Raw genomic sequence first — 24580 nt, 5'->3', positions numbered from 1 at the left:
CACCGGAGTGCGCCCCCGCCCGCCCCCTCACACCGGCCCCACACACCTCCGTCACATTCCCCACCCCAACTCCCCGAACATCAGGGTCCCGCAACCCTGTACGGGCGTACCCTGATGTGCCTGTAAGCCGCCACGGCGCGCACCGGCTCCCCGCGCCCGCGCACCACCGCGGCAGGGGGTGCGTGATGAGGCAGGACATACCGTCGGAGCGGTCCGGTCCGAGGGCCGGTGTGCCGCGGGCGCGGCGCACGCTCTTCGAGCGGGAGAGCGAACTCGCCGCTGTCGACGAGGCGTTGAGCGATCTTGCCGGGCTCGCTCCGGACGGCGTCGATCCGCTCGACCGGCCGCGTGGCGCACTCCTCGCGTTCTCCGGGCGGGCCGGACTCGGCAAGACGAGCCTCGTGACCGAAGTGCGCCGGCGTGCGCTGGCCAAAGGCTGCACCGTGCTCGCCGCCCGAGGCGGCGACCAGGAGCAGCACGTCGCCTTCCATGTCGCGCGGCAGCTCGTCCAGCCGCTGCTCGCCGGTGCCTCGCAGGAGGAGATCCGTTCCGCGCTCGGCAGTTGGTACGACATCGTGGGCCCCGCGCTCGGGCTGTGCGCCCCCGCCGAGGGCGCACCGCCCGACCCGCAGGGTCTGCGCGACGGCCTCGACTGGGTGCTCACCCACCTCGCCGTGCAGCGCGCGCCCATGGTGCTCGTCCTCGACGACGCCCACTGGGCCGACCGTGAGTCCCTGAGCTGGCTCGCCTCCTTCGCGCCCCGCGCCGAACAGCTTCCGCTGCTCCTCGTCGTCGCCTACCGGCCCGAGGAACTCCCGGACTACGCCGATGAGTTCAGGGGTCTGCCGGGCCGGGCGGGCCAGCGGCCCGTCGACCTGCAACCGCTCAGCGCACCCGCCATCGCCCGCCTCGTCCGCGAATCCGTGGGCGCGCACGCGGACGACGCGTTCTGCCGTGAGACCTGGGCCGTCACCGCCGGGAACCCCTTCGAGGCCGTCGAGGTCACCGCGAAGGTCCGCGACCGCGGCCTCGACCCCACCGAGGCGGGCGCCCATCTGCTCCGCGACATGGCCGCCGCCGTCAAGGGCAGCGGGCTCGTGGCCCGGCTCGAACGGCTCGGCACCTCCACCGTGCGCTTCGCGTGGGCGTGCGCCGTCCTCGGCACCGAGATCTCCCCGCACCTCGCCGCCTCCGTCGCCGGACTCGGCGGCGAGGAGGCCGGGGACTGCGCGGACCGGCTGCGCGGCGCCCGTATCATCACCGGCGCCGACACCCTGGAGTTCGTCCACCCGCTGATCGCCACCGCCGTCTACCGCGCCATCCCCGGCGCCGTCCGCGTCGCCCTGCACGGGCAGGCCGCCTGGGCCGTCACCGACGAGGGCCTCGGCGCCTCGGCCGCCGCGCGCCACCTCATGGAGACCCACCCCGAGGGCGACCCGTGGGTCGTCTCGCAACTGCGCGCCGCCGCCCAGGAAGTCCAGCGCGCCGGGGCGCCCGACGCGGCCCGCCGCTACCTGGCGCGGGCGCTGCGCGAGCCGCCCGAGTTCGACGAACGGGCCAGCGTGCTCTACGAGTTGGGCTGCGCCTCGCTGCTCACCGAACCCGCCACCACCGTCAACCACCTGCGCGCCGCACTCGCCGAACCCATCAGTGACCCGTGTCTGCGGCACAACATCGTTTATCGGCTCTCCCAGGTCCTCGCCCACTCCGACCGTCTCGCCGAGGCCTCCGCCACCTTGGAGCACGAGACACGGCTCACCCAGGACCCGCGGGTGCGGCTGCGGATGCAGAGCGAGCAGTTCATGTGGGACGCGTTCCGCTCCGACGAACCCGACTCGCCCGCCCGCTCCCGCCGGCTGGCGCGCCTCGCCGACAGGCTCACCGGCCGCGATCTCACCGAGCGCTACATCATCGGACTGCGCGCCTGGGACGCCACCCTGCGCGCCGAACCGGCCGAGGTCGCCGTCCACCACGCCGAACGGGCCCTCGTCGGCGGGCTCGCCTGGGCCGAGGAGGACCGTGGCTTCGAGGTGCCCGTCCTCACCGCGCTCGCCTTCCTCTACGCCGACCGGCCCGGCCGCGCCGAGGAGTTGTTCGCCGCGGGCATCGCCGACTTCGAGGGGCACGGCTGGCGCGGCGCCCACCTCTCCTTCGGCTACACGCTGCTCGGCTACGTACGGCTGCGGCGCGGCAGGCTCGCCGAGGCCGAGGACTTCGCGCGCGCCGGACTGCGCCTGGCCGAGCGCGTCGGCCGCAGACTGCCCGCGCACTGGTACGCGGTCAGCGTCCTCGTCGAGGTGCTGCTCGCGCGTGGCCGGGTCACCGAGGCGGCGGCGATCGGCGAGGAGTACGGCTTCGGACCGCCGTTCCCCGCCGCCGTCACCTTCCCCGACTCGCAGACCGTCTACGGCGAACTCCTGCTGGCCCGCGGCGAGTTGCGGGCCGCCGCCGCCGAGCTCTCCGCGGCCGGGCGCCGGCTCGACCCGCGCGGCATGCGCAACCCCGCCTGGTGCCCCTGGATGCTGCACCTGGCCCGCGCCGAGTTCCCCGACGCGCCCACGCGGGCCGCGGCCCTCGCGCACGAAGGGGTGCAGCGGGCCCGTCAGTACGGCACGCCGTCCGCGATCGGGTACGCCCTGCGCATCGAGGCCGAGGTCGGACCGGCCGCAGACCGGGTCAAGCTCCTCGAGGAGTCCGTGGCCCATCTGGAGCGCTCCCCGGCCGCGTACGAGCTCACCTGTTCGCTGGTTGCCCTGGGCGCCGAGCTGCGGCGTACGGGACGGCCCAAGGAGGCCGCCGACGTGCTGTACCGCGGCCTCGATGCCGCCGTGCAGTGCGGGGCCGACGGTCTGGTCGAGCAGTCCCGCGACGAGCTCGCCGCCATGGGCCAGCGCCCGCGCCGTCTGCACAGCACCGAGACGGACACCCTCACGGCCCGCGAACGCGCGGCGGCCGCACTGGCCGCCCGGGGCCGCACCCCGCAGGAGATCGCCGTCGAGCTGACATCAGACGAGCCCACGGTCGTCCGGCTGCTCTCCGCCGTCTACCGCAAGGTCGGCACCGACCAGGGCGGCCTGGCGGCGGCACTGGGGGAACCGGGCGGAGGGAACTGACGGGGCAGGGGCCCCTTTGCCCCGAGGGCCGCGTCGGAAACCCCGCGCGGCCCCGTACCATGGGCGCATGTCCTTCCTCCGCCGCCGCAGCGCCCCCACTCCCGCCGGGCCGGACTTCGACGTCCTCGCCATGGACCCGGGAGACTGGCCGGGCAATCTCGGCGCGGGTCTGCTGCCCGCCCCCGACGGCAGCTGCCAGGGCGTCTTCCTACGGTACGACCTGTTCGGCGGCCGCGGCCCCGCGATGGTCATCGGCAATCTGCCCGAGGGCTCGCCCGCCCGTGAGCTGGGCGACAAGCAGGTGCCCTTCGAGGTCGCGCAGCTGCTTCTCGCGCTGGAGAACGACGAGGAGGTCGAGGTGCTCGACACCGAGGACGTCCCCGTGATGCAGGGCGACAACCTCCTGATCGTGCGCCGCCTCAAGCTCTCCGAGAGCCGCGTCTCCTGCGTCCAGTTCGACCGCAGTGACAACGTCCTCGTGACGATCGCCGCCTGGGACCGTCCGATCACCGACGATCTGTACGCGCTCCTGAAGCCGCTGCCCGCGGAGCTGTTCCAGCAGGGCTGAAGCACCCCACGACACCGAAGGGGCCGCGGCACACGCCGCGGCCCCTTCGTCTGTCCGTACCCCCCCGGGTGACGTCAGCCGCGGGACGACCGCACGTCGACATCCGCGGCGCGCACGTACGCGATGCGGTGCCCGAACTGGATCTCGTAGTACTGGTCCTTGCCGCGCACGACCTTGTGGCCCGTGACGTCGAAGGTCGGCGAGAAGTAGTACTCACCGGGCATCTTGTCCCCGGTCGCGTACTTCTGGCCCGCGAGGAGCTTGTACGGCAGCGGCGAGACCGGCTGCGGTGCGATGCCCGTGCCCTCGTACGCGGCTTCCTCCGGGTAGGCCCGCCCGTACACCGGGACCTCCGTCTTCCCGGCCTTCGGCGTGATCACGGAGCCCGCCGCGTCCACGGCGGTCGGCTGCTTCTTCGGATTCTTGAACCAGGCCTTCTGCCCGAGGTACCAGATCGCCGTCCAGTCACCCTTGCGCTCCGCGACCGCGTACCGCTGCCCGGTCGAGACCCGCGACCCGAGGTCGTTGACCCCGATCGTCGACGGGCCGCCGCCCGGCCGCAGACCGATGTCCTTGATCAGCGGCGCGTCCTCACGCGGCGCCGTGTACACGCGCACCGCACTCGAACCGTGCGCCGGGCACTTCTCGCCGGCCTTGGTGCAGCCGGTGAACTCCGGGGTGTGCTCGTCGTACTCGGGCAGGATCGTGACAAGACCGCCCGACGGCGAGGCACTGCGGTGGAACGGCTTGCCCATCAGCGTGAAGTAGTGCTGCCAGTCCCAGTACGGACCCGGGTCCGTGTGCATCAGCGGGATGTTGGCCGAGGTCGGGCCCGGCACCGTGTCGTGGCCGAGGATGTGCTGACGGTCCAGCGGGATGTCGTACCGCTTGGACAGGTACTTCACCAGGCGCGCCGAGGACCGGTACATCGCCTCCGTGTACCAGGTGTCCGGTGCGGTGAGGAAGCCCTCGTGCTCCAGGCCGACGGACTTGCTGTTGACCGCCCAGTTGCCCGCGTGCCAGGCCACGTCCTTGAGCTTCACATGCTGGGCGATGTGCCCGTCCGTGGCGCGCAGCGTGTACTGCCAGGACACGTACGTGGGGTCCTGGACCAGCTTCAGCGTCGTGTCCCAGCTGCCCTCGGTGTCATGCACGACGATGTAGTCGATCGACTGGTCGCTCGGCCGGTCGGCCTTGTCGTGGTTGCCGTAGTCGCCCTCGCCGAACTCCTCGTACGGCGCCGGGATCCACTCGCAGGACACGGTCTTCGGACACTCCGTCGCGCCCGCAGCGGCCCGGCGCAGGCCGAGCCCTTCGAGCTGGGCTGCGTCCGGTGACGCGGCGTCGGTGGGCGTGAGTGCGACTCGCTGGCCCGCGTCCGTGGTGCGCGCGGCGCCGTCCCGGATCACGGCGAAGACCTCGTTGGCGTACGAGGCCGCGGAGGCCTCGTCGTCGGCGCCCGAGTAGGCGGCGACCGCCGCGTACCAGTCGGACGGGTCGTCGCTCAGCGGCTTGCCTGCCTTGCGCTGCGCTTCGGCGAGCAGGGCCGCGCCGCCGCGCAGGTTGGCCGCCGAATCGCTGCGCAGCGACTCGGCGGAGAGGCCGGTCAGCTCGGCCGCACGGGGCAACGTCCGCAGCCGTGCGGGCAGTTCGCCCGTCTCCGGCAGCTTCGCCTCGGGGACCCGTGCCGGGCGCGAGGTGTCGCCGCGGGCGTCCTCGGCGCCCTCGCTGTGGTGCGGTGCCTCGCGCTTCAGCGCGGTCGCGGCGTCGGTGAGGTGCATCGGGCCGTAGCCGCCCGCGACGCTCGGCGCCCCGGCGTGCGCGTCCCAGCGGGACTGCAGATAGGAGACGGCGAGGAGCACGCTCTGCGGCACCTGGTACTCGGCGGCCGCGGCACCGAACGCACGCTGCAGCCGGCTGTCGGCCGCCTGCGCTTCGGTGGAACCGGAGGGCGCCGCGGCGATCAGCGGCAGCAGAAGCGCCGCCGTGGCGATGGCGCCGGTCGTGCGGGGCAGCCGTCTGCGGACGGCAGCGGCCTGGGCAGGATCGGGTCGTCGTCGCAAAGCAGCCTCCGGGACGGTGGGGCGCCAAGGGCGCGCATGGGGCGTACGGGGCCGGGCGTCGTCAGTGGTACCGGTTGCCCGACGATCCGTCAATCATGCGTCAGCAAACGGGATTTCCCATGTCAGGACGGGGTTCGGGCGGTTTCCCTCGCGGTGGCCGGACGGCCTGCGGTGCGTCAGTGGTGTGGACCAATGCACCGTGATGAGCAGGCGAAATGACGATCCCTCAGCTGGGAACGCCGTCTCGGTATGTGGTCAGGCGGACGTCGCGGAGAGCGCCCGGTCCACCTGATCGGGGGACAGGGCGTGTTCGATCGCAAGGATGCCCGCGCCGACCGCCGCCGCGTTCTCGCCGGTGCGGCTGGGCTCGATCCGCAGCACGTGCGTGGCCAGCGGATGCGACCGTCGGTACACCGCCTCGCGGACCCCGGCGAGCAGCTGGTCGTGCACGGCCGCGAGCGCGCCGCCCACCACGACCGTGTCCGGGTTGAAGAAGTTCACCAGGCCGGCCAGGACCTCGCCGACCGCGCGCCCGGCCTCGCGCACCATCCGGACCGCGTCGCGGTTGCCGGACTTCACCAGCCGTACGACATCGCTGCCGTTCGCCGCGTCGAGACCGAGGTCGGTCAGCCGCCGCGCGAGGGCAGCGCCACCCGCGACGGCCTCCAGGCAGCCGGAGTTGCCGCAGCGGCAGGGCTCGGTGTCGTCGGCCACACGGATATGGCCGATGTCGCCGGCGCTGCCCTGCGCGCCGCGGTGCAGCCGCCCGTCGGCGATGATGCCGCAGCCGATGCCGGTGCCGACCTTGATGTAGAGGAGATAGCGCGTCCCGGGGAAGGCGACGCGCTGTTCGGCGAGCGCCATCACGTTCACGTCGTTGTCGACGAGCGCGCGCACCCCGAAGCGGTCCGCGAAGAACTCCGGGATCGGGTACTGGTGCCAGCCCGGCATGATCGGCGGATCGACCGGACGGCCCGTGGTGAACTCGACCGGGCCGGGCACCCCGACCCCGATCGCCTGCAGGGACCGCGGGGCGTGCCCCGCCTCCTTGAGCAGCGCGTGCAGCGTCTTGTCGACATGGCCGAGGACGGCCTGCGGACCGTCGGCGATGGAGAGCGGATCCTCGCGCTGCGCAAGCGTCGCGCCGGTGAGGTCGAGCAAGGCGACCCGGCAGTGCGAGGCACCCAAGTCGACGCCCGCGACGGCGTGTTCCCCGGTGCGCAGCTGGAGCCTGCGCGGGGGCCGGCCGCCGGTGGAGCCGCCGTCCGCGTTGTCCTCGTCGACGAAGCCGGCGGCGATCAGCGCATCCACGCGCTGCGACACCGTGGAGCGGGCCAGACCCGTCAGACGGGCGATGTCGGCCCGTGTCTCGACGGAGCCCGAACGGATCAGCGCGAGCACATCGCCCGCGGAGGCGGAGGAGACATCGGGAGCCGTCGGCATGCGGCCACCATAGGGCTCCGCTTCCGCTGCGGACAAGGCTGCAACTGTTCGCTAGTCGACATAAGTCTCCGTCAAAAACCTTGTGCAGAACGGTGCTTGGGCCCTTGACAGGTAAAAGCTGCGCCAGGACATTGCTCGGCGGTGGTCCGTAGAAACCGCTGTCTGCCGAAGGAGCCCTCGTATGCCGGTTCCCCACCAGTCACCTCCGTCCCGTGCGCCTTCGGCACCCCTGCTGGCCATGCGGAACGTGTCCAAGAGCTTTCTCGGCGTACGGGTCCTGCACGACGTCGGCCTCGACCTTGCCGCCGGAGAAGTGCACGCCCTGGTCGGTGAGAACGGCGCGGGCAAGTCCACGCTGATGAAGGTGCTCGCCGGCGAGCACGTCCCCGACACCGGAACCATCGAACTCGACGGCACCGCCCACGCGTTCACGCACCCGCAGCAGGCCCAGGCGGCGGGCGTCGGCATCATCCACCAGGAGTTCGCGCTCCTCGAACACCGCACCGTCGCCGAGAACGTCTTCCTCGGCCGCGAACCCACCCGGTACGGCCTGGTCGACCGCCGCGCGATGGAGCAGCGCACCGGACAGCTGCTCGGCGAACTCGGCGAGACCGGTATCTCCCCGCGCACCTTGGTGCGCGACCTGTCCGTGGCCCGCCGCCAGACCGTCGAGATCGTCAAGGCGCTCGCCTCCGACGTACGCGTCCTGGTCATGGACGAGCCGACAGCACCGCTCGCCGAGCACGAGGCACAGCTCCTGCACGCCCTCGTACGACGGCTCGCGGACCGCGGCCTCGGCATCCTCTACATCTCGCACCGCCTGCGCGAGGTCTTCGAACTCTCGCAGCGCATCACGGTGTTGAAGGACGGCCGCCACGTCACGACCGTCGCCACGGCCGAGACGGACACGGACGCGATCGTCCGGGCGATGGTCGGGCGTGAGCTCGGCGCGTACTACCCGCCGCGCGCCGCCGCCGAGGACCTCGGCGAGGTCGCCCTGACCGTGCGCGGCGGAGCCAACCGGCGTCTGCGGGGCATCGACCTCGACCTGCGCGCGGGGGAGGTCACCGGGATCGCCGGGCTCCAGGGCTCGGGCCGCACCTCGCTCGCCCGCGCGCTGTTCGGCGCGGCCCCGTTCACCTCAGGCGCCATGACCGTCGGCGCGCGCACGGTACGGCCGCGCGGCGCCCGCGAGGCGATCCGCGCCGGGATCGCCCTGGTCACCGAGGACCGCAAGGGCGAAGGTCTCGCGCTGCGCCAGTCCGTACGCGACAACGCGCTGCTCGTCACCCGCGCCGTCCCCGGACAGCAGCACGCCACCGCGGCGCGGGACCTCTCGGAGCTACTGGAGCGGGTCCGGCTGCAGGCACGGGGCGGGCCCGAGCAGCAGGTGCAGTTCCTGTCCGGAGGCAACCAGCAGAAGGTCGTCATCGCCAAGTGGCTGGCCGCGAAGCCTCTGGTGCTGCTCTTCGACGAACCCACCCGCGGGGTCGACGTCGGCGCGAAAGCGGCGATCCACACCCTCGTCCGCGACCTCGCCAAGGAAGGACTCGCCGTCCTGATCGTCTCCTCGGAACTGCCCGAACTCATCGGCATGAGCGACCGGATCCTCGTCATGAGCGACGGCCGGCTCGCCGGTGAACTGCCCGCAGGAGCCTCCGAGGAGGACATCATGCGCCTCGCCACGCGGCCCGCCGAAGCCACCGGTCCCACCGGCGAAGGGAAGGGCGCCGCATGACCCCGACGGCCCTCGTCCCCTCCGTGCTCAAGTCCGCACCGGCACGGCGCCTCAGGTTCACCGACCCGGCCGTCGGCGTCTGGCTCGCCGCCGCCGTGGTGATCGCCCTCGGCTGGCTGATCGTCACCCTCGACGGCGGCAGCTTCTTCGCCCGCGCCAACCTCACCACCATCCTGTCCAACTGCGTGGCGCTAGGCCTGGTCGCCGTCGGCCAGAGCGCGGTGATCCTCACCGGCTCGCTCGACCTGTCCGTCGCGTACCTGATCTCGCTCGGCACGCTCGTGGCCGCCGAGACCATGCAGGACGGCAGCGTGGTCACCGGCATCCTGGCCGTCCTCGCGCTGTCCGTGGCCGTCGGGCTCGCCAACGGCCTGATCGTCACCGGCCTGAAGGTCAACGCGTTCATCGCCACCCTCGGCACCGCGTTCATCCTGCGCGGCTGGATCGAGGACAACTACACCGGACCCGCCGGGCAGGTCCCGCCGTCCTTCCGGCACCTGGGCTACGACCGCATCGGCTTCGTCCCCGTCTCGGTCTTCCTGCTCGCGGCCGTCGCCGCCGCGCTCTGGTTCGTCACCAGGCGCACCCGGCTCGGCCATCACATGTACGCGACCGGCGGCGACGAGCAAGCGGCCCGGCTCTCCGGGGTCCGCACCCGCCGCACCGTGATCATCGCGCACGTCCTGTGCTCGCTGTGCGTGGGCGCCGCGGCGCTCTTCCTCGCCTCACGGCTCGGCGCGGGCGCGCCCTGGGCCGGCACGGAGGCGCGCTACGACCTGGAATCCATCGCGGCCGTGGTGCTCGGCGGCACGGCGCTCGCGGGCGGGCGCGGGGGAGTGGCGGGCACGCTCGGCGGGGTGCTGATCCTCGCCGTTCTCGACAGCGTCTTCAACCAGCTCTCCGTGGACCCCTTCTTCAAGAACGTCGTACGCGGCGTGGTGATCATCGCAGCCGTCGCCCTGTACGCCCGGCGCGGAAGGAAGTCCGTATGACGACGGCGACCGCAACCCCGGCCCCGTACAAGCGACTCGTGGCGGCGCTCGGCACCGGCATCCCGGTCTACGCGCTGCTCGTGGTGCTGCTGCTCGCGCTCGCGGCCACGGACCCCGGCTTCTACGAACTCGACCGCTTCCTCGCCTTCGTCAAGCGCGCCGCACCGCTGGTGATCCTCGCCGCCGGACAGTATCTGGTGATCGTCAGCGGCGAGTTCGACCTGTCCGTGGGCGCCATCGTCACCGCGGGCGTGGTGGTCGCCGCACAGCTCTACGGCTCGTTCCCCGACGCGCACTGGCTCGTCATCAGCCTCGCCCTGGTGCTCGGGGGCGCCGTCGTGGGGCTGGCCAACGGGCTGATCACCACGGCGCTGCGCGTGCCGTCCTTCATCACCACGCTCGGCATGATGCTGATCCTCGAAGGCGCCGTCTTCTACTGGACCGGCGGCTCCCCGAAGGGCGTCCTGCCCGAGGACTTCCGGGCGCTGGGCCGCAACTCCGCCTTCGACTGGCTCCCTTGGGCCGTCCTCGTCTGCCTCGCCGTCGGCGCGTTCGCGGTGTGGCTGATGCGCCGCGACTACGGGCGCACCCTGCTCGCCACCGGCGACAGCGAACGCACCGCGGCGCTCTCGGGCGTACGGGTGCACCGCGTGCGGGTCGTCGCCTTCGTGCTGTCCGGTGTGGCCGCCGCGCTCGCCGCGATCCTCGTCGGCGGCTTCTCCGGGGTCTCCGCCCAGGCCGGGCGCGGCCTGGAGTTCGAGGCCATCACCGCCGTGGTGCTCGGCGGCGTGGTCCTCGGCGGCGGACGCGGCTCCGTGGTGGCCGCCATGGCCGGCGCGTTCTCGCTGCAGGCCCTGTTCACGCTGCTCAACCTCCAAGGCGTCTCCGGCGCCCTGGAGTCCACCGTCCAGGGCGTCATCGTCATCGCCGCCGTCGGCCTGGGCGCCGCCAACTGGTCCCGTATCCGCCGCCGTACCGACTCACCGGGAGGCACACCCTCATGAACCGCAGACGACTGCTCGCCCCGGGCGCCGCGCTCTTCGCGGCCGTGCTGCTCGCGTCCTGCTCCAGTGACGCGCCGCCCGACAGCCCCGGTGCGTCCGGCTCGCAGAGCCAGGACGACAACAAGGCCACCGAGGAGTCGAAGTTCTTCGAACAGGCCGAGTACGACCGGCAGATCAAGCTCGCCGACGTCACCCCCGAGGGCCCCGCGGACAAGCCCTGGGAGCAGATGCTCGAACCCGAGATGCGCGACACCGCCGAGTTCAAGAAGAAGGGTGGCCTCGACGGCACCCACCTGTGCTTCTCCAACGCCGGGGTGTTCAACCCCTGGCGGCAGGTGGGCCTCAAGAACATGCAGGCCGAGGTGAAGCAGCACAAGGAGATCACCAAGTTCACCGTCCTCGACGCCCAGGGCAAGGACGACAAGCAGATCTCCGACATCGAGGAGCTCACCGGGAAGGGCTGCGACGCCCTGATCGTCTCGCCCAACACCACCGCCACGCTCACCCCGGCCGTCGAGGCCGCCTGCGCAAAGGTGCCGGTGATCGTCTTCGACCGCGGGGTGCAGACCGACTGCCCCGTCACCTTCATCAACCCCATTGGCGGCTACGGGTACGGAGCGACCGCCGCCGACTTCCTCGTCGAGAAGGTCGAGCCCAAGGGCAAGATCCTCGCGCTGCGCATCTCACCCGGCGTGGACGTCCTGGAGAACCGCTGGTCCGCCGCGAAGGTCGCCTTCGACAAGAGCGAACTCGACGTCGTGGACATCAAGTTCACCGAGGGCGACACCGCCAAGACCAAGTCGATCGTCGCCGACGCCATCTCCCGGCACGGCAAGATCGACGGTGTCTGGATGGACGCGGGCGCCACCTCCGTCGCCGCCATCGAGGCCTTCGAGGACGCGGGCGTCGACGTACCCCCGATCACCGGCGAGGACCAGCAGGACTTCCTGAAGGCATGGAAGGACAAGAAGCTCACCGCCATCGCCCCGACGTACCCCACCTTCCAGTGGCGCACCCCGGTGATCGCGGCACTCGACATCCTCGCCGGGAACGAGGTCCCGAAGGAGTGGAAGCTGCCGCAGCCCACCGTCACCGAGGAGAACCTCGACGAGTACCTGCAGGAGGGCATGCCGCCGCTGCACTACGCGATGTGCGGCTGTGAGGACCTGCCGGGCTTCCCGAAGGACTGGGGCGGCAAGTGACCCCTGCCGTACGGAGGATCGGCGCCAACCCGTGGATCTGGCACTCCCCGGTCGGCCCGGCGGCACTCGCCGAAGTGCTGCCGCGCCTGGCCGGATGGGGCTTCGACTGTGTCGAACTGCCGCTGGAGCAGCCCGACGACTGGGAGCCCGCCGCGACCGTGAAACTCCTCGACGCCACGGGGCTGCGGCCCGCCGCGGTGATCGCCGTGATGCCGCCCGACCGCGACCTCGTCCGCACAGGCCCCGAGACCGTCCGCGCCACCCAGGACTATCTGCGGCGCTGCATCGACGCGGCCCACGCCATCAGCGCACCCGTCGTGGCCGGGCCCGTGTACACGGCGGTCGGCCGGACCTGGCGCATGGACCGCTGCGAGCGCGACGCGGCGTACGAGGAGTGGCGCGAGCACATCGCACCCGTCGCCGAGTACGCCCAGCGGGCCGGGGTACGGATCGGTGTCGAACCGCTCAACCGGTACGAGACCAGTCTGTTCAACACCGTCGCGCAGACCCTCGAAGGTCTGGAGGGGCTGCCTCCCGCGGCGATCGGCGTCGCGCTCGACACGTACCACCAGAACATCGAGGAACGCTCCCTGGCCGCCGCGGTCCACGCGGCGGCCGGGCGGATCGCCCACGTCCAGGTGTGCGCCAACGACCGGGGTGCGCCCGGGGCCGACCATCTGGACTGGGGCGGCTTCCTCGACGCGCTGGACGCGGTGGACTTCCATGGGCCGCTCTGCATCGAGTCGTTCACCGCGCACAACGAGACCATCGCGGTCGCCGCCTCCGTCTGGCGCCCGCTGGCCACCACCCAGGACGCCATCGCCACCGACGGCCTGGGTTTTCTGCGCCGGCACCTGGCCGCGCGCACCTGAACGCACCATCTCCGGCACCGCTCTGACATCCGGCACCCCCCGCACAGCCGTAACGACAGAGAGGAACCCTCATGGGATGTCATGCACGTGACACCCGAAGAGTCCGCCGAGGCCTGGTCGCCGGGCTCAGCGGACTGCTCCTGATCGGCGGCGTCCTGCCCGCGGCCGCCGCCGAGATCGTCGACCGCAAGGAACCCGCCTTCCGCGCCCTCGTGTTCACCGAGGCCCGCGGCTACGTCCACGGCTCGATCCCCGACGGCATCAAGATGTTCGAGGAGGAGGCCGCCGAGAACAACTTCGAGCTCGTCAAGAGCGACGACTCGAAGATCTTCGCCGACCCCGCGCTCAACGACTTCGACGCGATCGTCATGCTGCAGAACTCCGGCATGGTCTGGGACAACGACGCCGAGAAGGAGGGCCTGCAGAAGTTCGTCCGCTCCGGCAAGGGCATCGTCGCCATCCACAACACCCTCGACATGGGCGTCGAGGGCGAGGACCAGTTCCCCTGGTGGGACGAGACCATCAACGCCGGCGCCCACATGCCCTCGCACTCACCTGGCGTCCTGCAGGGCACCGCCAAGGTCGCCGACCAGGTGCACCCCTCCACCAAGGGACTTCCCGAACGCTGGGAGCGCCCCGAGGAGTGGTACAACTTCGACAAGAACCCCCGCGGCGACGTCCACGTCCTCGTCACGGCCGACGAGACCACCTACAACCCGGGCGGCGACGCCATGGGCGCCGACCACCCGATCTCCTGGTGCCGCGGCACCGAGGGCGGCCGGATCTGGGCCACCGCGATGGGCCACGACAAGGCCTCGTACACCGAGGCGTACTTCCGCGACCACGTCGTCGGCGGCCTCAAGTGGGCCGCGGGCACGGCGGCGGGCGACTGCGGCGGCACCGTCTGGAACGGGTACGAGAAGGTCACCCTCGACGACAACACCGCCGACCCCATGGAGCTCGACGTCGCCAAGGACGGCAAGGTCTACTACGCCCAGCGCAACGGCGAGGTGAAGATCTTCGACCCCGAGACCCACGCCACCACCAGCGCCGGCAAGCTGGACGTCTACACCGGCGGCGAGGACGGCCTGGTCGGCCTGGAGCTCGACCCGTCGTTCGCCGAGAACAAGTGGATCTACCTCTACTACGCACCCGCCGGCGCCACCGAGGACATCAACCGGCTCTCCCGCTTCACCGTCAAGGACGGCAAGCTGGATGCGGCCGGCGAGAAGAAGCTGCTCGACGTCCCCGCGTACCGCGACCGCTCCTTCCCGGAGCCCGGACACACCGGCGGCGCCGTCGAGTTCGGCCCCGGCCGCACGCTCTACCTGTCGACCGGCGACGACGTACCGCCGAACCTCGACCCCGACTGGCAGGGCTACGCCCCCATCGACTGGCGCCCCGGCAAGGAGCGCCTGGACGCCGCCCGCACCGCGGGCAGCACCAATGACCTGCGCGGCAAGATCCTGCGCATCAAGCCCAAGGACGGCGGCGGTTACTCCATCCCCAAGGGCAACCTCTTCGCCAAGGGCACGGAGAAGACCCGGCCCGAGATCTACGCGATGGGCTTCCGTAACCCGTTCCGCTTCACCGTCGACCCGAAGACCGGCTACGTCCACGTCTCCGACTACGGACCCGACCGCGGCGGACCCACGACGGACCGTGGCCCCGAGGGCCTCGTCGAGTACAACGTCATCAAGAAGCCAGGCAACTTCGGCTGGCCGTTCTGCCACGGCAACAACCAGGCGTATGCGCCGTACAACCCCGACACCGAGGAAGTCGGCGCCAAGTTCGACTGCGCCGACCCCACCAACCCCTCGCCGAACAACACCGGTCTCAAGGACCTGCCGTCGCTGCAGCTGCCCGAGGTCTGGTACGGCTACGGCACCTCCGCGGAGTTCCCCGAGATGGGCTCCGGCGGCTCCGCGCCGATGAGCGGACCCGTCTACCGCTACGACGCCAAGAGCAAGTCGGAGACGAAGTTCCCGCAGTACTTCGACGGGGCGAACTTCTTCTACGAGTGGGCGCGCAACGACATCAAGGAAATGCGCTTCGACCAGGACGAGAAGCTTCTCAAGATCAATGACGTCTTCGAGTCCTTCAAGTTCGCCAAGCCCATGGACATGACCTTCGGTCCCGACGGCTCGCTCTATGTCCTCGAATGGGGCTCGCAGTTCGGCGGCGGCAACAACGACTCCGGTCTCTTCCGTATCGACTACGCCCAGGGCAAGCGCAGCCCGGTCGCCAAGGCCGAGGCATCCGTCACCAACGGACCCACCCCGCTGAAGGTCGACTTCTCCAGCGAGGGCACCAAGGACCCGGACGGCGACGCGCTCAGCTACTCCTGGGACTTCGACGGGGACGGCACCGCCGACTCCACCGAGGCCGACCCCAGCCACACCTACACCCAGGCCGGTGACTTCAACGCACAGCTGAAGGTCACCGACTCCACCGGCAAGGAGGGCTTCGCCAACGTCCCGATCACCGCGGGCAACACCGCGCCCGTGGTGAAGATCGAGACACCGGTCGACGGCAAGCTCATCGAGTTCGGCGACAAGATCCCGTACAAGGTGACCGTCACCGACCCCGAGGACGGCGAGATCGACTGCACCAAGGTCACCGTCAACCCGGCCCTCGGCCATGACGACCACGAGCACCCGACGACCGACCTGCCCGGCTGCGAAGGCACCGTGGACACCGGTGACCTGGGCGGGCACCCCGAGGGCGCCGACCTCACGTACGTCCTGAACGCCAAGTACACGGACAAGGGCGGCAACGGGGCGAGCGCGCTCACCGGTTACGGGCGGTCCGTGCTGCATCCCAAGCACAAGCAGGCCGAGTACTACGACGACCAGTCCGGGACCCGGATCGTCTCCCAGGCGGGCGCCGAGAACGGCAAGCGCATCGGGGACATCAGCAACGGCGACTGGGTGGCCTTCGAACCGATGAGCGTCGAGGGCATCGCCCAGGTCGGCTACAAGGTGTCCTCGCCCTACGGAGTCGGCGCGATCGAACTGCGCGCGGACGCACCCGACGGCAAGCTGCTCGCCACCACCCCCGTGCAGAACACGGGTGGTTGGGACACCTACCAGGACACCGTCAAGGTGCCGGTGGAGCCGCTGGCCGGGACGCACAAGCTGTATCTGGTCTTCACCTCGCCCCAGGGCAGCCCCTACGACCTGGACTCGGTGACCTTCCACAGCCCGTAGCCACCACCCGCCGGGACTCTGCTCGGTGGCCCCCCGCCGAGCGGACCTGAGCGGCCTCGGGTCCCTTGCTTCCCCCTGAACATCAAGGGACCCGAGGCCGCAGGCAAAGGCCCCTCGTCACCCCCCGGTCAAGGGGAGTGACGAGGGGCCTTCGCGCTCCCCGTCAGCGAGTGCCGACCGCCGCCCTCACGGCCCTGCGGGCCAGCGCGCAGTCGTCGTGCAGCCGCCTGAGCAGCAGCCGCTGTTCCTCGCCGGACGGCGCAGCACCGGGATGGGCCGGGCCCGGTGCCGCCGGGGTCGCCTCGCGCATCGTGCGCTGCACCGCCATCTCGTAGGTCCTTATCTCCCGGGTCAGCACCAGCATCAGGTTGACCAGGAAGGCGTCGCGGGCGGCCGGGCCCGCGGACTGCGCGAGCTGGCTGATCTGGCGCCGCGCGACCGGTGCGTCGGCGAGCACCGCCCAGAGCGTGGCCAGGTCGTACCCCGGCAGATACCAGCCGGCGTGCTCCCAGTCGACCAGGACCGGGCCCGCGGGGGACAGGAGCATGTTCGACAACAGCGCGTCACCATGGCAGAACTGGCCCATGGAACCGCTGCCCGCGGACTGCGCGATGCCGTGCAGCAGCTTCTGCAGATCGCCCAGATCACGGTCGGTCAGCAGACCGAGCTCGTGATAGCGGTTGATCCGCGCCGCATAGTCCAGCGGGGCGTCGAACATCCCGGCCGGCGGCCGCCACGCGTTCAGCCGGCAGATCGCCCCGAGAGCGGCCCTTATGTCGGCGCGCGGCGGCGCCTCGGCCGGATGGCGTTGCAGGGCCGCCACCCGGCCGGGCATCCGCTCGATCACCAGGGTGCCATTCTCGGGATCGGCGGCGATCAGCCGTGGCACACGGACCGGGGGCCGGTGCCTCACGAACGAGCGATACGTGGCTATTTCATGGCGGATCCGCTCCGACCACGCCGGAGAGTGATCCACTAAGCACTTCGCCACGGCGGTCATACGCCCCGTCGTACCGACGAGGAGAACCGAGCGGCCACTGCGGCGCAGCACCTGCACGGGGCTGAACTCCGGACAGATCCGGTGCACCGCCGCGACAGCCGTACGCAACTGGGCGCCCTGAGGGCCGGACAAGTCGAGTCTCCCGCTGAGCGGTTGAGTGCCGAACCCCGTGGAGCCGGGCGCCCCAGGAGCGCGCTGCGTCCGACCGCCCAGAACGGGAGCCGTCGGGCGGGAGGGGGCGAGGTAGGGGCCCCCGGCCTGCCGGGTGGTGGACGGCCGGGGCGGGGCGGACACGGAGGACGATGCTGTGTACATGGGCGAGACAGATCCCTTCGTGCGCCGACAAGTCACGTGCGCTGCCCGCCCCGGCCGCCGTTCGCACCCTGGGGAATGCGGCCGGCCGCCGGGTCGGGGTGGCGCATTGCTACCTGACACCCGATGCGCCATGGCGAACCATCGGGTGCACCCTGGCGAACCCTGGCGAATAGTCGCTCAGCAACTGACAGACGGTTACTGTCAACTCAGCCGAGAACCTGGGGGCTTGACGTGAGCAGCGAACCGAACGCCCGACTGAGCGACCTGTTCGGCCTGGCCGGCTGGTCCAAGGGTGAGCTCGCGAGGCTGGTCAACCGGCAGGCGGCGGCCATGGGCCATCCGCAGCTGGCGACCGACACTTCGCGGGTGCGGCGCTGGATCGACATGGGAGAGATCCCGCGCGATCCCGTGCCGCGGGTACTTGCAGCGCTGTTCACCGAGCGGCTCGGCCGTGTCGTGACCATCGAGGACCTCGGTCTGGTCCGGCACGGGCGCACGGGGAAACGGCAGGGCGGTAGGGAGAGCGAACATCCCGACTCACTGCCGTGGGCGCCCGAGCGGACGGCTGCGGTCCTCACCGAATTCACGGGAATGGACCTCATGCTCAACCGACGCGGCTTGGTGGGCGCGGGCGCCGCGCTTGCCGCGGGCTCCGCACTCAGCAGCGCCATGCACGACTGGCTGCACACCGATCCGGCCCTGACCCCCGACGCACCCCGTATCTCCGATCCCCTGCACGCCGACCCCGCTGGGTACGACCGCTATGAGGCCGCCCCCATCGGGTCGCAGGAGATCGAGGAGCTGGAGCGTTCGGTGGAGGTCTTCCGCGCGTGGGACGCGGCCCGCGGCGGCGGGCTGCAGCGCAAGGCCGTGGTGGGGCAGCTCAACGAGGTGGGAGGCATGCTCTCCTACCGCCACCCCGACCATCTGCAGCGCCGCCTGTGGGGCGTCGCCGCCAATCTCGCCGTCCTCGCGGGCTGGATGTCGCATGACGTCGGCCTGGAGCCCACGGCCCAGAAGTACTTCGTCATCGCGGCCCATGCGGCGCGCGAGGGCGGCGACCGGCCCCGCGCCGGCGAGGCGCTCTCGCGGGCGGCCCGCCAGATGGTGCATCTGGGCCGTCCCGACGACGCACTCGACCTCATGAAGCTCGCCAAGTCCGGCTCGGGAGAAGAGGTCCTGCCGCGTACGAGGGCGATGCTCTACACCATCGAGGCCTGGGCCCAGGCGTCCATGGGCAAGGGGCAGGCCATGCGCCGCACCCTCGGCGAGGCCGAGGACCTGTTCGTCTCGGACAAGGGCGATGTGCCGCCACCGAGTTGGATGCAGATGTTCGACGAGGCGGATCTGCACGGCATGCAGGCCCTGGCGTACCGCACCCTCGCCGACCACGATCCCGCCGCCGCATCGGTCGCGCAGCGCCATGCGAAGGAAGCGCTAGAGCTGCGGGCCAAGGGCCGGCAGCGCTCCCAGATCTTCGACTACATCTCGCTGGCCTCGGCCTGCTTCATCGCCGACGATCCCGAACAGGCCGACCGCTATGCGCGGTTGGCGCTGATGTCCATGGGCGAGACCTCGTCCCACCGGACATGGGACAGGCTGCGCGAGATGTACCGGCTGACCGGGCAGTACTCGGGCTACCCGAAGATCCAGGACCTCCGCGAGGAGATCCAGCTGGCGCTGCCGAAGGGAGCCAAGGGGGGTACGGCGAGGGCGTGACGGGGCCGGTGGTCCGGACCGGTCCCGTGCCTCTGCGCCCGCGCCTCTGCGTCAGGATCTGTCAACTCACCCGCGCACGCGTCCCGTTCAGGGCCGCGTGCGCCTAGCTTCCGACCAGTCCCACCAGCACGCACGCATCGTCCTCGCGGCGCTCCCCGAACTCCTCGACCACGGCACGGACGCAGTCCTGCGCCGTACGGGCCGTGGCGAAGCGGGGTGCCAGGGACAGCAGGCGGGTGCGGGAGGCCTCGCCGTCGCGGTGCGGCGCGAGGCCGTCCGTGTGGAGGACCAGGAGGTCGCCCGGCTCCAGCTGCTCGCTGGCCTGCTCGTACACGGCGCCCGACGTGGCACCGAGGAGCACGCCGGCCGGTGCGCCGAGGGCGCGGCCCGTGCCGTCACGGAAGAGCAGCGGGGCCGGGTGGCCGGCCTGGGACCAGGTGAGGGTGCGGGTGTGCGGGTTGTACCGGCAGCACACCGCGCTGCCGAGGGCGGGCTGCACCGAGGCGTCGAGCAGCTCGTTGAGCCAGCCCATCAGACGGCCCGGCTCGGCGCCTGCGACGGCCATGCCGCGCAGCGCCCCGAGCAGCATGGCCATGCCCGAGGTGGCGGTGACGCCATGGCCCGTCAGGTCGCCGACGCTCAGCATCGTCGAGCCGTCGGCCAGTTCGAGCGCGTCGTACCAGTCGCCGCCGATGAGGGCGCTGCTGGCGGCCGGCAGGTAGTGCGCCGCGAGGTCGAGCGCGTCGGGCGCGCCGTGCGGGAACCGCAGGGGGCCGCGCCACGGCGGCAGCACGGCCTCCTGCAGCTCGACCGCAAGCCGGTGCTCTGTCTCGGCGATCTGCCGCTGGCGCTGCAGAGAGTCACGGGTCTCGCGCAGGGCCAGCTGACTGCGCCGCAGCTCGCTGACGTCGCGCAGGACCGCCCACATGGAGGCGGTGGCGCCGTCGGCGTCGAGCACGGGCTCGCCCATCATGTGGAGCGTGCGCACACTGCCGTCGTCGCGGACGATACGGAACTCGCCGTCGATGGGCCGGCCGTCGATCAGACAGTCCGTCACCATCTGCGTCAGCAGGTCGCGGTCCTCCGCGAAGACGAAGGTGGGCAGCTCGTCGAGGGTCAGCGGGGGTTGGCCGGGGGAGCGGCCGAAGATCTGGTAGAGCTCACCGGACCAGACGACCTCGTCGGTGAGGAGGTTCCACTCCGCGCTGCCCACCCGGCTCAGGAGCGAACCGCGCCCGGCCTCGGGGGCGAGTTCGGCCTCCAGGCCGTCGAGCAGCTCCTGCTCGGCGGGGTCGGCGGGCGTGCCGTCGCGCAGCTGCGCCAAGTGGTCGTCCAGATCGTCGAGCTGGTGCACGGCCAGCTCGCACAGGGCGCGCTGCCAGCGGCCCTGCGGGTCGTCCTCGTCCACCGTCGCGTCCCGGCGCACCGCGTCGACCTCGCCGCGGAGCCGGCGCGTCTGCTGAATCAGCGCGTCGACCGTGCCGCGCTCAGGCGGCTGCGCGGCGGGGCGGTCCGCGAAGATATGGGACGGCATCTCGTACTCCGATACAGGCGCGGTACGACCAAGTCTGACGGAAGGGCCGGTTATGACTGTCGCACAGGTCAGGTGGCCCCGTAAGCCATTTGGCAAGACACGATACGGTGGTGCTTCTGGCATATGTCAAAGTCCAGTCGGAACCGCGGCCTTGGTGATGGCCGAAACTCAATCACCCGCTCCCTTAAGGGAATTGAAAGCCGCCGCTCCCGGACGCGGCGGCTACGCCGTGCGCCGGGCGTATCTGGCCGGTTCGCTCCCCGGGCACCTTGTGCGCTCGTGAAGGCGTCAGAGCCGCTCGTGAACTTGTCGTAAACCTACAAGAACCGTTCGGCAGGCTCGGTGGCGGACGCCATCCATGGATGCCCCTGTTGTCTGGAAGTGTCGAGTTCAGGTGATCAAGTTCCCGTGCCGCATCGGCGGCCGGGCTTGTGGACTTCCTACTCACCGGACAAGGGGCACGACATGAACGACACGGCGGTGGCCGTCACGGGACTCGGAGCGCTGACTCCGCTGGGCATGGACGCCGGGACGACCTGGGAGGGCCTGCTCGCGGGCGCATCCGGCGTCCGGCGGATCGAGGAGGACTGGGCGGACGACGTGCCCGTGGGAGTCGCCGCACCCCTTCCCGGCGACCCGGCCGAGCTGATCGGCCGCGTGCAGGCGCGCAAGCTCGACCGCTGTGAACAGGTCGCGCTGCTCGCCGCCCGTGAGGCCTGGCAGCACGCCGGAGCGCCCGATGTGGACGGCACCCGGCTCGCGGTCGTCATCGGCACCGGCACGGGAGGTGTGCTCACCACGCTCGGCCAGGACGACACGTTCGAACGCTCCGGGGCGCGGCGCCTGTCGCCGTACGCCGTCCCGATGCTGATGCCGAACGGCCCCGCGGCCTGGGTCAGCATGGAACTCGGGGCGAAGGCCGGTGCGCACACCCCGGTCAGCGCCTGCGCGTCGGGCGCCGAGGCCATCGCGATGGGGCTCGATCTGATCCGGGCCGGGCGCGCGGACGTGGTGGTGGCGGGCGGCGCGGAGGCCTGTCTGCATCCGTTCACGCTGTCGGCCTTCGCGCAGATGAAGGCTCTCTCGCCGCGCGAGGAGGATCCGGAGGCCGTGTCGCGGCCGTTCGACGCCGACCGCAGCGGCTTCGTGATGGGGGAGGGTGCCGGGATCGTGATCCTCGAACGCGCCTCCTTCGCCGCGGAGCGCGGGGCGCGCGTGCACGGGTGGCTGGCGGGAGCGGGTGTCTCGTCCAGCGCCGCGCACATCACCGCCTCGGATGTGGACGGGCAGGCGCAGGCGATGCGCGCGGCACTCGCCTCGGCCGGGGTCGCGCCCGGGGACATCGGCTTCGTCCAGGCGCATGCGACCTCCACGCCGTCGGGGGATGTGGTCGAGGCGGAGGCGCTCGCGTCGGTGCTCGGCCCGCAGGTGACCGTCACTGCCGCCAAGTCGCAGATCGGCCATCTCTGCGGGGCCTCCGGTGCGGTGGCGGCGGTCGCGGCGGTCCTCGGGCTGCGCGACGGGGCCGTCCCCGCGATCCGCAACCTGGACACCCCGGATCCCGCGGTCACCCTCGATCTGGTCAAGGGCGGCCCGCGCGAGGGGCGTTGGGACACGGCCCTGAGCAACGCGTTCGGGTTCGGCGGGCACAACGTGAGCCTGGTGTTCCGGGGGAGTGCGGGCGGCTGACGGCGGCGGGGTGGGCGCGCGGCTCGGGTGCGCGGCGCGGGGACGAAGACGAGACCGGCCCTTCAGGCGGGCACGGCGGGCCCCTGCCCCGCACCGTCGTCCGGCTCGCCGTCCCACAGGTCGAAGCCGCCGTCGAGCCCCGTCAGGCGCAGTACCTGCTGTGGCTGGCCGTGGGCGCGGATCAGCCGTACCGTGCCGCGGCGGTCCTTCACACGGCGCCGTATGCCGAGCAGCAGTCGCAGCCCGCCCGCGTCGAGGAACGTCACATGGTGCAGATCGATGACCACCTCGGGTCTCGCGGATCCGATCAACCGGGCCGCGCGCGGGGCGAGTTCCTCATCGGCCCAGATATCGAGCTCTCCGCTGAGCAGCAGGAAGAGGGTGCTGCCGGCCGTACGGTGCTCCAGGCCGAACACGAAGTCCGCGGGTCCCATGGCCACTCCCCAGGCCCCCATCCTGTGACGCGGAGTGACGAACACGCTCCGCAAGCTGCTTCGGTACGGGCATCGGCCGCCCCCGCGTGAAAGGGGGCCACGGCGCGATGTCAACCGTGTCATCCCCGCTCAGGGCGGTCCGTACCCTCAACAGTACGATGAATAGCGGGAGTTGGGAGGGTGAGTTGACCGAAATCGTTTGGTGACAGTGCGTTAGCCCCGCCCGGGAGGAGGTCCGGGGCGTCAGGGGTTAACCTGGCGGAGGCGGTGGATGAGGTGCGCCGCCGCGGCGGTGGGGCCCGCCGTACCCGAACCGCGGCGACCACGCCGACAACGGTCCCTACTTGTGACGCGCACGCGTGATACATCCGTGCCCGGCGAGTAGGAGAACCAGGTGGCAGAGGCACGACCCGCGATGCAGAACGAACCCGCCGGCGAGGAACCCGTCGATCCCGGTATCGGTCTGCGGGCCCCCGCACAGCGCTCGGAGGCGGGACTCCGGCAGCGTCCGGTCGTCCTGGCCGTGGCGCTCGGCGGCGCGGCCGGCGCCTCGGCCCGCTACGGCGCCTCGCTCCTGTGGCCGACGGCGCCGGACGCCTTCCCCTGGACGACCCTCGTGGTGAACGCCGTGGGCTGCGCCGTCATCGGGGTCTTCATGGTCCTGATCAGCGACGTATGGGTCGCCCACCGGCTCGTACGGCCCTTCTTCGGCACCGGGGTCCTCGGCGGCTTCACCACCTTCTCCACGTATGCCATCGACATCCAGCGCCTCGTCGACGGCGGCGAGGCCCGCACCGGCCTGGCCTATCTGGCACTCACCCTGGTGGCCGCGCTCTTCGCCGTATGGGCCGCGGCCGCACTCACCCGTCGTGTCATCCAGTGGAGGCAGCCGTGAGACTGCATGGACCCGCCCTGCGCGTCACCGTCTTCATCGGCGAGAACAAGACCTGGCACCACCGGCCCGTCTACACGGAGATCGTGCACCGGGCCCACCGGGCCGGACTCGCGGGCGCCTCGGTCTTCCGCGGGATCGAGGGCTTCGGCGCCTCCTCCCTCATCCACACCACGCGCCTGCTGTCATTGAGCGAGGACCTGCCGGTCGCCGTGGTGATCGTGGACACCGACGAACGCGTCCGCGCGTTCCTGCCCCAGCTCGACGAACTCGTCACCGAAGGGCTCGTCATCCTCGACGACTGCGAAGTGATCCGCTACATCGGCGAGGGACAGCGGCCGGGCGGCGAAGTGCAGTGGGCGGACGGCGAAGCACCGCGGCCGGGCGGGGAGGGCGAGGCGTGAACTGGCTGCTCGTCATCGCGGGCGCGATGGTCGGCGCCCCGCTGCGCTATCTGACCGACCGCACGGTCCAGTCCAAGCACGACACGGTCTTCCCGTGGGGCACCTTCACGGTCAACGTCGCCGGCTGTCTGATCCTCGGCCTGCTCACGGGCGCCGTCACCGCCGGAGCCGTGTCCTCGCAGGTCCAACTCCTCGTCGGTACGGGCCTGTGCGGCGCCCTCACCACGTACTCGACGTTCTCCTACGAGACCCTGCGCCTGGCCGAGGACGGAGCCCGCTTCTTCGCGGCGGTCAACGTCGTGGCCTCGGTGGTGGCGGGGCTCGGGGCGGCGTTCGCGGGGGTGGCGCTCGCGGAGGCGTTCTGGGCGTAGCTCCGCACAGGCCCTGGG

18 protein-coding genes are annotated in these 24580 nt (G+C 71.4%); 13 read left to right on the top strand and 5 right to left on the bottom strand.

Annotated features, from left to right (window positions below):
• Positions 1–185 precede the first annotated feature (185 nt).
• Together ACIBI4_RS05885 and ACIBI4_RS05880 are read left to right on the top strand one after the other, a co-directional pair.
• Positions 186–3113 carry an ATP-binding protein gene (locus ACIBI4_RS05885; RefSeq protein WP_399202363.1) on the top strand — a complete coding sequence of 976 codons (2928 nt, stop codon included), beginning with the start codon at positions 186–188 and terminating at the stop codon, positions 3111–3113.
• Between the two features lie 67 nt (positions 3114–3180).
• Positions 3181–3681, top strand: coding sequence for a hypothetical protein (locus ACIBI4_RS05880; RefSeq protein WP_399202362.1), 501 nt, complete (start codon positions 3181–3183; stop codon positions 3679–3681).
• Positions 3682–3755: 74 nt separating this feature from the next.
• On the opposite strand, the gene ACIBI4_RS05875 is transcribed toward ACIBI4_RS05880, so the two are convergent.
• Together ACIBI4_RS05875 and ACIBI4_RS05870 are read right to left on the bottom strand one after the other, a co-directional pair.
• Positions 3756–5696, bottom strand: a complete 1941-nt coding sequence (locus tag ACIBI4_RS05875) for an N-acetylmuramoyl-L-alanine amidase (RefSeq protein WP_399202654.1) — start codon at positions 5694–5696, stop codon at positions 3756–3758.
• A gap of 303 nt (positions 5697–5999) precedes the next feature.
• Complete coding sequence (locus ACIBI4_RS05870; RefSeq protein ID WP_399202361.1) at positions 6000–7187, bottom strand: ROK family transcriptional regulator; 1188 nt, start codon at positions 7185–7187, stop codon at positions 6000–6002.
• 229 nt (positions 7188–7416) lie between these two features.
• Between ACIBI4_RS05870 and ACIBI4_RS05865 the strand changes: the two genes are divergently transcribed.
• From ACIBI4_RS05865 to ACIBI4_RS05840, 6 genes are all read left to right on the top strand, one after another.
• Positions 7417–8925, top strand: a complete 1509-nt coding sequence (locus ACIBI4_RS05865; protein WP_399202653.1) for a sugar ABC transporter ATP-binding protein — start codon at positions 7417–7419, stop codon at positions 8923–8925.
• A complete protein-coding gene (locus ACIBI4_RS05860; RefSeq protein ID WP_399202360.1) occupies positions 8922–9917 on the top strand; it encodes an ABC transporter permease in 996 nt (331 codons plus the stop codon). Before ACIBI4_RS05865 ends, ACIBI4_RS05860 begins: the two co-directional genes overlap by 4 nt.
• Positions 9914–10921, top strand: a complete 1008-nt coding sequence (locus ACIBI4_RS05855) for an ABC transporter permease (protein ID WP_399202359.1) — start codon at positions 9914–9916, stop codon at positions 10919–10921. Before ACIBI4_RS05860 ends, ACIBI4_RS05855 begins: the two co-directional genes overlap by 4 nt.
• Positions 10918–12123: an ABC transporter substrate-binding protein gene (locus ACIBI4_RS05850; protein ID WP_399202358.1), complete on the top strand. Its 1206-nt coding sequence runs from the start codon at positions 10918–10920 to the stop codon at positions 12121–12123. The genes ACIBI4_RS05855 and ACIBI4_RS05850 overlap by 4 nt, the downstream gene beginning before the upstream one ends.
• The gene (locus tag ACIBI4_RS05845) at positions 12120–12995 is read left to right on the top strand and encodes a sugar phosphate isomerase/epimerase family protein (protein ID WP_399202357.1); all 876 of its coding nucleotides are present in this window, start codon (positions 12120–12122) and stop codon (positions 12993–12995) included. The genes ACIBI4_RS05850 and ACIBI4_RS05845 overlap by 4 nt, the downstream gene beginning before the upstream one ends.
• Positions 12996–13066: 71 nt before the next feature.
• The gene (locus ACIBI4_RS05840) at positions 13067–16204 is read left to right on the top strand and encodes a ThuA domain-containing protein (RefSeq protein WP_399202356.1); all 3138 of its coding nucleotides are present in this window, start codon (positions 13067–13069) and stop codon (positions 16202–16204) included.
• Between the two features lie 163 nt (positions 16205–16367).
• Here the strand turns inward: ACIBI4_RS05840 and ACIBI4_RS05835 are convergent, their stop codons facing one another.
• Entirely contained in the window at positions 16368–17519 is a 1152-nt protein-coding gene (locus tag ACIBI4_RS05835) for an aminoglycoside phosphotransferase family protein (protein WP_399202355.1), read from the bottom strand.
• Positions 17520–17750: 231 nt separating this feature from the next.
• Between ACIBI4_RS05835 and ACIBI4_RS05830 the strand changes: the two genes are divergently transcribed.
• A complete protein-coding gene (locus ACIBI4_RS05830) occupies positions 17751–19238 on the top strand; it encodes a hypothetical protein (RefSeq protein ID WP_399202354.1) in 1488 nt (495 codons plus the stop codon).
• 103 nt (positions 19239–19341) lie between these two features.
• Here ACIBI4_RS05830 and ACIBI4_RS05825 read toward each other — a convergent pair whose 3' ends face one another.
• Positions 19342–20772 carry a PP2C family protein-serine/threonine phosphatase gene (locus ACIBI4_RS05825; RefSeq protein ID WP_399202353.1) on the bottom strand — a complete coding sequence of 477 codons (1431 nt, stop codon included), beginning with the start codon at positions 20770–20772 and terminating at the stop codon, positions 19342–19344.
• Positions 20773–21237: 465 nt separating this feature from the next.
• Between ACIBI4_RS05825 and ACIBI4_RS05820 the strand changes: the two genes are divergently transcribed.
• The gene (locus ACIBI4_RS05820; protein ID WP_399202352.1) at positions 21238–22461 is read left to right on the top strand and encodes a beta-ketoacyl-[acyl-carrier-protein] synthase family protein; all 1224 of its coding nucleotides are present in this window, start codon (positions 21238–21240) and stop codon (positions 22459–22461) included.
• A gap of 62 nt (positions 22462–22523) precedes the next feature.
• On the opposite strand, the gene ACIBI4_RS05815 is transcribed toward ACIBI4_RS05820, so the two are convergent.
• Positions 22524–22895, bottom strand: a complete 372-nt coding sequence (locus tag ACIBI4_RS05815) for an STAS domain-containing protein (RefSeq protein ID WP_399202351.1) — start codon at positions 22893–22895, stop codon at positions 22524–22526.
• 415 nt (positions 22896–23310) lie between these two features.
• Here ACIBI4_RS05815 and crcB (ACIBI4_RS05810) point away from each other — a divergent pair, with 415 nt between their 5' ends.
• The 3 genes from crcB (ACIBI4_RS05810) to crcB (ACIBI4_RS05800) are packed head-to-tail and all read left to right on the top strand — an operon-like array spanning position 23311 to position 24562.
• Entirely contained in the window at positions 23311–23790 is a 480-nt protein-coding gene (crcB, locus tag ACIBI4_RS05810) for a fluoride efflux transporter CrcB (protein WP_399202652.1), read from the top strand.
• The gene (locus ACIBI4_RS05805; RefSeq protein ID WP_399202350.1) at positions 23739–24191 is read left to right on the top strand and encodes a DUF190 domain-containing protein; all 453 of its coding nucleotides are present in this window, start codon (positions 23739–23741) and stop codon (positions 24189–24191) included. Before crcB (ACIBI4_RS05810) ends, ACIBI4_RS05805 begins: the two co-directional genes overlap by 52 nt.
• Positions 24188–24562 (top strand): fluoride efflux transporter CrcB, encoded by a 375-nt coding sequence (gene crcB / locus ACIBI4_RS05800; protein ID WP_399202349.1) that lies wholly within the window; start codon positions 24188–24190, stop codon positions 24560–24562. Before ACIBI4_RS05805 ends, crcB (ACIBI4_RS05800) begins: the two co-directional genes overlap by 4 nt.
• Positions 24563–24580 lie beyond the last annotated feature (18 nt).

The organism is Streptomyces sp. NPDC050418, assembly GCF_044458745.1.
Classification (GTDB): domain Bacteria; phylum Actinomycetota; class Actinomycetes; order Streptomycetales; family Streptomycetaceae; genus Streptomyces.
This window is presented reverse-complemented; position numbering and strand designations above follow the sequence as displayed.

What these genes read in the sequence shown, in the direction of transcription:
- ACIBI4_RS05885 (WP_399202363.1), top strand. Translation starts at nt 186, where the DNA reads ATGAGGCAGGACATACCGTCGGAGCGGTCCGGTCCGAGGGCCGGTGTG.
- ACIBI4_RS05880 (WP_399202362.1), top strand. Translation starts at nt 3,181, where the DNA reads ATGTCCTTCCTCCGCCGCCGCAGCGCCCCCACTCCCGCCGGGCCGGAC.
- ACIBI4_RS05870 (WP_399202361.1), bottom strand. Translation starts at nt 7,187, where the DNA reads ATGCCGACGGCTCCCGATGTCTCCTCCGCCTCCGCGGGCGATGTGCTC.
- ACIBI4_RS05860 (WP_399202360.1), top strand. Translation starts at nt 8,922, where the DNA reads ATGACCCCGACGGCCCTCGTCCCCTCCGTGCTCAAGTCCGCACCGGCA.
- ACIBI4_RS05855 (WP_399202359.1), top strand. Translation starts at nt 9,914, where the DNA reads ATGACGACGGCGACCGCAACCCCGGCCCCGTACAAGCGACTCGTGGCG.
- ACIBI4_RS05850 (WP_399202358.1), top strand. Translation starts at nt 10,918, where the DNA reads ATGAACCGCAGACGACTGCTCGCCCCGGGCGCCGCGCTCTTCGCGGCC.
- ACIBI4_RS05840 (WP_399202356.1), top strand. Translation starts at nt 13,067, where the DNA reads ATGGGATGTCATGCACGTGACACCCGAAGAGTCCGCCGAGGCCTGGTC.
- ACIBI4_RS05835 (WP_399202355.1), bottom strand. Translation starts at nt 17,519, where the DNA reads ATGTACACAGCATCGTCCTCCGTGTCCGCCCCGCCCCGGCCGTCCACC.
- ACIBI4_RS05825 (WP_399202353.1), bottom strand. Translation starts at nt 20,772, where the DNA reads ATGCCGTCCCATATCTTCGCGGACCGCCCCGCCGCGCAGCCGCCTGAG.
- ACIBI4_RS05820 (WP_399202352.1), top strand. Translation starts at nt 21,238, where the DNA reads ATGAACGACACGGCGGTGGCCGTCACGGGACTCGGAGCGCTGACTCCG.
- ACIBI4_RS05815 (WP_399202351.1), bottom strand. Translation starts at nt 22,895, where the DNA reads ATGGGACCCGCGGACTTCGTGTTCGGCCTGGAGCACCGTACGGCCGGC.
- crcB (WP_399202652.1), top strand. Translation starts at nt 23,311, where the DNA reads ATGCAGAACGAACCCGCCGGCGAGGAACCCGTCGATCCCGGTATCGGT.
- ACIBI4_RS05805 (WP_399202350.1), top strand. Translation starts at nt 23,739, where the DNA reads ATGGGCCGCGGCCGCACTCACCCGTCGTGTCATCCAGTGGAGGCAGCC.